6 protein-coding genes are annotated in these 8,619 nt (G+C 64.0%); 2 read left to right on the plus strand and 4 right to left on the minus strand.

The window, feature by feature from the left end:
• Positions 1 to 85: 85 nt before the first annotated feature.
• From FNA46_RS17355 to FNA46_RS17365, 4 genes are all read right to left on the minus strand, one after another.
• Complete coding sequence (locus FNA46_RS17355; RefSeq protein WP_143126473.1) at positions 86 to 1,924, minus strand: methyl-accepting chemotaxis protein; 1,839 nt, start codon at positions 1,922 to 1,924, stop codon at positions 86 to 88.
• A 167-nt stretch (positions 1,925 to 2,091) separates the two neighbouring features.
• The gene (locus tag FNA46_RS26575) at positions 2,092 to 2,223 is read right to left on the minus strand and encodes a hypothetical protein (protein WP_281288965.1); all 132 of its coding nucleotides are present in this window, start codon (positions 2,221 to 2,223) and stop codon (positions 2,092 to 2,094) included.
• Between the two features lie 230 nt (positions 2,224 to 2,453).
• The gene (locus FNA46_RS17360) at positions 2,454 to 4,979 is read right to left on the minus strand and encodes a methyl-accepting chemotaxis protein (protein WP_143126474.1); all 2,526 of its coding nucleotides are present in this window, start codon (positions 4,977 to 4,979) and stop codon (positions 2,454 to 2,456) included.
• A gap of 222 nt (positions 4,980 to 5,201) precedes the next feature.
• The gene (locus FNA46_RS17365; RefSeq protein ID WP_143126475.1) at positions 5,202 to 6,389 is read right to left on the minus strand and encodes a BaiN/RdsA family NAD(P)/FAD-dependent oxidoreductase; all 1,188 of its coding nucleotides are present in this window, start codon (positions 6,387 to 6,389) and stop codon (positions 5,202 to 5,204) included.
• 130 nt (positions 6,390 to 6,519) lie between these two features.
• Here FNA46_RS17365 and FNA46_RS17370 point away from each other — a divergent pair, with 130 nt between their 5' ends.
• Positions 6,520 to 7,962 carry a glutamine synthetase family protein gene (locus FNA46_RS17370; RefSeq protein WP_143126476.1) on the plus strand — a complete coding sequence of 481 codons (1,443 nt, stop codon included), beginning with the start codon at positions 6,520 to 6,522 and terminating at the stop codon, positions 7,960 to 7,962.
• A gap of 9 nt (positions 7,963 to 7,971) precedes the next feature.
• Positions 7,972 to 8,619: NAD(P)/FAD-dependent oxidoreductase (locus tag FNA46_RS17375; RefSeq protein ID WP_143126477.1), on the plus strand; the 648-nt coding region annotated here is incomplete at its 3' end.

The raw sequence follows: 8,619 nt of genomic DNA on the forward strand, positions 1-8,619 counted from the left end.
CGCATCGCGCGACTCTGGCGCCAGGCAAAACGGGACGATCCGCAGACCACCCCGTCTGATCCGATGATGGAAAGCGCCGAAGGCCTTACGCCGCCTGACGCCTGCCGGAGCCGGCCTGCCCCATCTCCGTGCGGAACTGTTCGACCATCTGCATCAGCCGGCCGGCCTCGTCGGCAAGCCGGGCGCTGGCCTGGCTGGTTTCGGTGGCCATGGCGCCATTCTGCTGGGTCAGCTGGTCCATCTTGTTGACGGTGCCATTGATCTCCTTCAGCGCCGAGGACTGGTCCTGGCTGGCAGTAGCGATCGATTCCACATGGCGGCTGGCGCCGGCAATCTGCTCGCTGATCGCCGCCAGCACCTGGCCCGCCTGTTGTACAAGTTCGGATCCATTGCGAACTTCGTTGCTCGACTGGTTGATGAGATCCTTGATCTCGTGCGCGGCGCTGGCGGAGCGCTGGGCCAGCTCTCGCACCTCCTGTGCGACGACGGCAAACCCCTTGCCCGCCTCGCCCGCACGCGCCGCCTCGATGCCGGCATTGAGGGCAAGAAGGTTGGTCTGGAAGGCGATGTCGTCGATCACCTCGATGATCAGCTCGATCTTCTGCGAGGCTTCCTCGATTCGCCCCATGGCATCGATAGCGCTGCTGACGACGGTGGAGGAGCTGTCCGCCGTGCGACGGGTCCGGGAGACGGCCTCGTTCGCCTCACGGGCGCGGCCTGCCGAATTGGTGACCGTGACGGTGATTTCATCGACGGCGGCTGCCGTTTCCTCCAGAGAGGCGGCCTGGCTTTCCGTGCGGCGAGCCAGTTCATCGGAGGAGGCGTTGAGATCCGTCGTACCCTGCCGGATCGTCAGCGCGCTCTTGCGGATATGGCTCATGGTGTCGCGCAGGCGGGTGATCGAGCCGTTGAAATCCTGCCGCAACTGTTCCAGACGACCGGCAAAGCGCGTTTCGATGGTGCCGGTGAGATCCCCTTGCGCAAGGCGTGCCAGCGCAGTTCCGAGTTCGGTGACCGCCTGATCGATCTGCCGGTCCACCTCCTGCTTTTCGGCATCGCGACGGCGGCGTTCGGCCTCGACCTCGGCGCGCTCCTCGCCCGAGCGCGCCTCCATCAGCTGCTTTTCCTCCGCATTGCGGCGGAACACTTCCAGCGCGCGGGCGATATCGCCGAACTCGTTACGGCTGTGCGTGAAGGGCACATCCACCGAACGGCCGGAGGAGATGCTGATGACGGTTTCAGTCAGCAGGGTCAGCGGGCGCACCTGCCGGCGGATCATCACGAAACCGACGAGGCCGACGGCCAGAATGGCGAGAAGGCCCGTCACCACCATGATCCAGGCAGAGGTCGAGATCTGCGCGAAATAGACTTCGAGCGGAATGCCGATGAACAGCACGCCGGTCACGACACCGCTGTCGTTCTTGATCGGGAAGTAGCCGGTGACGAAACTGCGACCGAACAGCGTGGCGGGGCCGTAATAGGCTTCGCCGCGCGCCAGAACGCTCTGGGCCGGATGATCGGCAGCCAGCTTGGTGCCCGTCGCGCGGTCACCATTCTCCTTCTTCACATTGGTGGAGATGCGCACGTAATCGGCGCCCTGCTTCTGGAAGATGGTGGCAACCCCGGAAATCGACTGCGCCGTGCGGTCGACCAGCGCATGGTCGGGAAGTGCGACCGGCGACTCCTGCCGCACGGCGGTGACGATGCCATCGTTGATCCTTACATCAGAACCCGGCACCGATGCGCCGTAGAGAATGGCCATCGCGCGCATCGCGCTGCGGGCATCGTTATCCGTCTGCTCCATGATGCTGGAACGGAGATAGCCGTAGGTCATTCCCCCGACCGCAGCCACCGCGGCCACGACGAGAAGAAGACAGAGCAGAAGAATGCGCGATGCAACCGAAGCCGGGATGATCCTGGACATGAAGCCCCCTTGGACAGAGCGATGTTCAAGCCAGGAAGTCTCGGAATTTGCGGTAAAAAGACCCTGACTTGCGTTCCGTCAATTTTAGGGGGTGTTAAATTAAATTTCCGTTTCCCTCGCCGCGGGGCGAGGGATGCAAGCAAGGACAGGACCGCAAAGGCAGGCGGTCAGAAAAAGAGACCGGGCAGAGCAATGAGTGCGGCGGTCGCCGAAACGGCCAGAACGAGATGGCGGAGCTTTACGGAAGCTTCCGTGCGGGCTTCGGCAATGGCAATGGCACGCGCGCGACGTCTCTGCATGGTACGATCCCCAGAACGATGTGGTTTACCCGCCGCGACACGGCAGGCAGCGCCTCTTCCCCGAAGCAGGGAACGGCGACGCATGACGGTAGCATGAGACGGCAGCACTTAAGAAGTCTTGAATAAACGCGCCCATTTCCCGTCCGCTTCCGAAAGCCGCCGCTATGGTAAAGGGCCCTTCAATAACGCATTGAAAGGCCCTGAGCTTGATCGAGGCTGGACAGCCCGCCTCAGGCGGCGCGGGCCGTTCTCTGGCCGGCGCCGGCTTCGATTCGGAACTGCTCAAGCAGTATCACCAGTTGATCGGCTTCCTCGGCAAGCTGGCGGCTGGCGGCACTGGTTTCCTCCACCATCGCCGCGTTCTGCTGCGTCAGCTGGTCCATCTGGCTGACGGCGCCATTGACCTCCTGCAGGGCGGACGACTGGTCGCGCGAGGCCGATGCAATGCCCTCCACATGCGCGCTCAGGCTGGAGATCTGCTGACCGATGGCAGCCAGCGCTTCGCCGGTGCGCTGGACGAGATGCGAACCGCTGCTGACCTCCTCGGCGGAGGCGTTGATCAGTTGCTTGATTTCCTTGGCGGCACCGGCTGAACGCTGGGCAAGCTCGCGTACTTCCTGCGCCACCACCGCAAAACCCTTGCCTGCTTCGCCGGCACGCGCCGCCTCGACGCCGGCATTCAGCGCCAGAAGGTTGGTCTGGAAGGCGATGCCATCGATCACCTCGGTGATGGAGGCAATCTTCTGCGAAGCCACCTCGATCCGCTCCATGGCCGAAACGGCATCGCGCACGACCAGGATGGAGTCATCGGCGCTGCGCCGCGTCTCGCCCACCACCAGATTGGCCTCGCGCGCCTTGTCGGCGGCAGCGCGCACATTGGCGGTCACCTCGTTGACGGCCGCAGCCGTTTCCTCCAGCGAGGCTGCCTGCGTCTCGGTGCGCCGCGACAGATCATCGGTCGACTGTGACATCTGCCGGACATTGCCCTGGATGGCACCGACATTGTCCTTGATCAGAGCGATTGTCTCCTGCAGGCGGGTCAGCGAGCGATTGAAATCACTGCGCAGTTGTTCGAGGCGTCCGACAAAGGGCGTGTCGATGGTGGCAGACACATCGCCATCCGCCAGCCGTTCCAGCCCCTTGGCAAGGGCGGTGACGGCAAACTCGATCTGCCGGTCGATATCCTGCTTTTCGACTTCGTTGCGGCGGCGCTCGGCATCTGCGGCGGCGCGTTCCTGTTCGCTCAGCGCCTCGACGCGCAGCTTTGCCTCGGCATTTTCCTTGAAGATGCCGAGTGCGCGTGCCATGTCGCCCAGTTCGTCCCGGCGGGCTGCGCCGTCGATGGCCGTAGTCAGATCGCCGGAGGCCAGCCGACGCATGGCTGCCGCAAGCTGCAGGATCGGTCCCTTGAAGGTGAAGATCAGACCGACGCCGGCAAAGATGGCGACCAGAATGCCGAGCGCCATGGCGCTGACGGAAATCTGGTTGGCCTTGTCCCGTTCGACACTGGCGGCGTCCCGCTGCTCGGCCGCAAACTGCGTGAGATTGCTCCAGATGGAGCCGATCTCGCCCTCGGCGGCGCGGAAGGCATCGATACGCTGGCGCGAGAGGTTGAGCAGGGCTTCAGACCTGTCTTCCAGCGAGACGATCAGCGGCAGAATGGCGTCGGCCCGCTTGCGAACCTGCTGTGGCACGTTCTGGTCTGCCTGCAGGGCACCGGCCGAGACGTCGAGCGACATCAGGGCACCCAGCGTCTCGTCCAGCAGGGCGGCATCCGGCGCCGTGGTATAGCGGGCGATCTTTAACTCGACGGTGCGCACCGCATCGCTGATCTGGCGGGTCACGTTGAGGAAGCGGGCGGCCGCCGCGATCGGCGCATCAAGCGCGCCGAAGGCTTCCGTCGCCTGCCGGGCCTTGGCGGTAGCGACCCCCTGCAGGCGGATCGCCGCCGGCCGCATCAGATTGACGGCCCGCTCGGCAGCACCGATCGTCGCATCGTTGACGATGCCGATCTCGGCCTGCTTGCCGATCTGCGTCACGCTGTCGGTCAGTTGCTCCGCCACCACCTTCTGGTCTGCCGGCAGGGCGGCGTTGATCTCGGCCACGGCCGCCTTCAGCGGAGCAAGCTGCGGGATGACGACATCCATCTTCTGCTGGGGCGTGGTCTGGCCATTGAAATCGGCAACCACCTTGGAAATCAGGTTGGCGCCGCGCGTGAGGCGGTCGGCATCGCGCAGCAATTCCTTGGCCTTGGCCTCGTCAGCACTCAGGTTCTCGCGGTTGACGGTGGCATAGTTCAAAAGGTCGGCCTGCTGCTTGACGATGCCGCCCAGATCCGCATCGATGCCCTTGCGCAGGGTGACTTCGTCCTGGTAGCGCCGCCACAGCGCATCAATCTGGCCATTGATGGATTCCGCGCCCTGAATCGCTGCCTGGATCTCGGGGCGGCCTTCCACCCCGCTTGCGGCGGCGGCGACCTGCTTCAGAAGCGTGGACTGTTCGCCAAGCTGGCGCACCAGGGTGCTCCGCGTCTCCTCGCTGGTATGCTGCAGGAATTCGGTCATGCCGGCATAGACCAGCTTGAAGCCACTCAACGACTGGAGAACGGAGTTGGACATGTCCATGCGCACCTGCAGCAGGCGGGAGGCATAGAGACCGGACAGGCCTACGGCCGAGATGCTGAGGACGAAGGGGACGATGAAAGCGATGACCTTCGTCTGGATCTTGAAGCGCGCGAGAAGGCGGTCGACGAGCATTTGCAACCTCTGAAATGAACCATCCGCGGCAGAACCCGCGCGGACGTGCTTCTTCCTGGGACATCAGGAGACCCGATAAGTGTCCCATTTGCGGCTAAAGAAATGCTGAAGAATCCGCCTAAAATCCTAGGCCTGAATGTGCAAATATACTGATATGCGAATAACTTGTGCCATATTGACGCAAGGCAGGGTTCTGCTTCCGCCAGCCCGCGCGACAGCGCCTCAGGCAGCGAGAGCCTCGCCGCAGACATGGCCGGAAGCCCAGGCCCACTGGAAATTGTAGCCGCCAAGCCAGCCGGTCACGTCGACGCATTCGCCAATGAAGTAAAGCCCCGGCACCGCCTTTGCCTGCATGCTGCGGGAATCGAGCGCACCGACATCCACGCCGCCGAGCGTCACCTCCGCCGTGCGATAGCCTTCGGAGCCGGCAGGCTTCAGGCTCCACGCCTGCACCGCCGTCGAAATCGCCTGCAGGGCGCGGTCGCTCTGGTCGGCAAGCGGTGCCGTGAGACGCAGATCCTCCGCGAAAAACTGCGCCAGACGGCGCGGCAGGATCTCGCCGAGTGCGGTCTGCACGGCCTGACGGCCATTGTCGCGGCGCGCCTGCTTCAGACGGGCGAAGAGGTCGACATCCGGTTCCAGCGACAGCGTAATGGCATCGCCCTCGCGCCAGTAGGAGGAGATCTGCAGGATGGAGGGGCCGCTGAGGCCGCGATGGGTGAAGAGCAGCGCCTCGCGGAAGCCCGTCTTGCCGTGGCGAACCTCCGCCTCCACCGCAATGCCGGACAGGGCAGACAGCTTTTCGAGCATCGCCGGCTCCAGTGTCAGAGGAACCAGCGCCGGCCGCGTCTCGGTGACCGGCAGGCCGAACTGTTCGGCGATGCGATAGGCAAGGCCGGTGGCGCCCATCTTCGGAATGGACTTGCCGCCCGTCGCCACCACCAGCGCGCGCGCCTCCACGACGCCGCCGTCAAGGGCGATGCGAAAGCCGTCTTCGGACTTCTCGACGGCGCCGACCGGCTGCTGCAGGCGAAGCTCCACATCGCCGGCCTGCATTTCGGCAAGCAGCATGCGGATGATATCCTTGGCGCTGTCATCGCAGAACAGCTGGCCGAGCGTCTTTTCGTGCCAGGCGATGCGATGCTTTTCGACAAGCGCGAGAAAGTCGCGCGGCGTATAGCGGGCAAGCGCAGACTTGGCGAAATGGCGGTTGCCGGAGATGTAATTGGCCGGACCGGCGTGGAGATTGGTGAAGTTGCAGCGGCCGCCGCCGGAGATGCGGATCTTTTCGCCGGGCGCGCGGGCATGATCCAGCACCAGAACGCGAAGGCCACGCTGACCGGCTTTCAGCGCGCACATCATGCCGGCGGCTCCGGCGCCCAGCACCACCACGTCGTATCGGCGCGTCACGTCACCCTCGCCCTGTCTCGTTCATCCGGCCTTTCCTGTTTGCGATCAGCCGGACAAAGTCAATGATCCCCCTCGCCAATTGCCGTGTTCCGACTATGATGCCGGGACCATCAACAACATCCGGTGCCTTATGCCGTCCAAGAAAAAGCCCGCCACTGCCCGCGCCTCTGGAAGCGTTCTCAAGGCCGCAACGGCACAACCGCCGCTGACCTCGCTGCGCGGCGTGGCGAACTGGCGTGACGCGGCCGCCTGGCTGAAGGCGCGTGGCATCGAGGACGTGGAATGCATCACCCCGGATCTGGCCGGCGTGCCACGCGGCAAGATGATGCCCACCTCGAAATTCACCTCCAACACCTCGCTGGCGCTACCGTCTGCGCTCTATCGCCACACGATCTCCGGCGACTATCCGGACGAAACAGCGAATTTCCGCTACGAGCCGCGCGACAGCGACCTGAAGCTGGTGCCCGACCTGTCCACCCTCTCCGTCGTGCCCTGGGAAAGTGACCCGACGGCGCAGGTGATCTGCGATGTCGTCGGCACGACCGGCGAGCAGGTGCCCTATACGCCGCGCAACGTGCTGAAAAACGTCATGCGGCTTTACCAGGACAAGGGCTGGAAGCCGGTCGTTGCGCCGGAAATCGAATTCTATCTCGTCGCGATCAACGAGGACCCGGATTATCCGCTGCATCCGCCGAAGGGCCGCTCGGGCCGCTCCATCGTCGGCGGGCAGGGCTATTCGATCGCCGGCATCAACGAGTTCGACGAACTGATCGACGACATCTACCACTTCTCCGAGAAGCAGGGTCTGGAGATCGATACGCTCATTCACGAGGAAGGCCCGGCGCAGCTGGAAATCAACCTGCGTCACGGCGATCCGGTCCAGCTGGCCGACCAGGTCTTCCTGTTCAAGCGTACCATCCGCGAGGCCGCTCTGAAACACGGCATCTATGCCACCTTCATGGCAAAGCCGATGCAGGGCCAGCCGGGTTCGGCCATGCACATCCACCAGTCGGTCGTGGATGCGAAGACCGGCAAGAACATCTTCTCCAACGAGGACGGCACGCCCTCGCGGACCTTCTTCCACTTCATCGGCGGCATGCAGAAATATGTGCCAAGCTCGCTCGTCATGCTGGCGCCCTACGTCAATTCCTATCGCCGCCTGACGCCGGACATGGCCTGCCCGGTCAACAATGCCTGGGGCTATGACAACCGCACCACCGCGTTTCGCGTGCCGATCTCCGAACCTGCGGCGCGACGCGTGGAAAACCGCCTGCCGAGTTCGGATGCCAATCCCTATCTGGCGCTTGCCGCATCGCTCGCCTGCGGCTGGCTCGGCATCATGAAGGAAATCGAGCCGACGGAGCCGACCTACGACACCGCCAACGAAGGCTCGATCGACCTGCCGCGCGGCCTTCTCGAAGCCGTCGCCCTTCTGGAGGACGAGCCCGCCTTCGAAGACGTGTTCGGCAAGGAGTTCATCGGCCTTTATGCAGGCGTGAAGCGGGGTGAATTCGAGACCTTCATGCAGGTGATCAGTCCGTGGGAGCGTGAATTCCTGCTGCTCAACGTGTAAGGTGATCCCATGACATGGCAAAGCCCCATCGCGCCGGGCCTGTCCTGGTATCAGGACAGCGTTGCGGATCGGCCCACCTACGAACCGCTGGACGGCTCGGTTGCGGTCGATGTCGCGATCATCGGCGGCGGCTTCACCGGTTTGCAGGCGGCCTTCAATCTGGCCAAGCGTGGTGTCTCGGTGGTGCTGATCGAGGCAAGCCGGTTCGGTGACGGGGCCTCCGGGCGCAATGGCGGCCAGCTGGGCTCCGGCCAGCGCGCCTGGCCGGACGAACTGGAGCCGGAACTGGGCTATGAACGGTCACGCGCCCTGTTCGACATGGCCGAAAACGCCAAGCGACACCTGCTCGATTTCGCCGAGACGCATGGCATCGACATCGATTACATGCCGGGCCAGATGAACGTATCGCACAAGCGCACAGGCGCCGACGACTACCGCCGTGTCGCGGACCTTCTGGCGACACGCTACGACTATCCGCATGTCGCCTTCATGGACCGGGCGGAAACCGCCGAACGACTGGGTTCCTCACACTACCGTCACGGGGTTCGTGATGCCGGCACCGGCCACATTCATCCGCTGAAGCTGCTGATCGGGCTTGCCCGCGTGGCGGCCGAAGCCGGTGCCCGGATCTGCGAGATGACGCCGGCCACCGGCATC

The sequence above is a fragment of the Affinirhizobium straminoryzae genome, assembly GCF_007004135.1.
Taxonomy (GTDB): Bacteria; Pseudomonadota; Alphaproteobacteria; order Rhizobiales; family Rhizobiaceae; genus Neorhizobium; species Neorhizobium straminoryzae.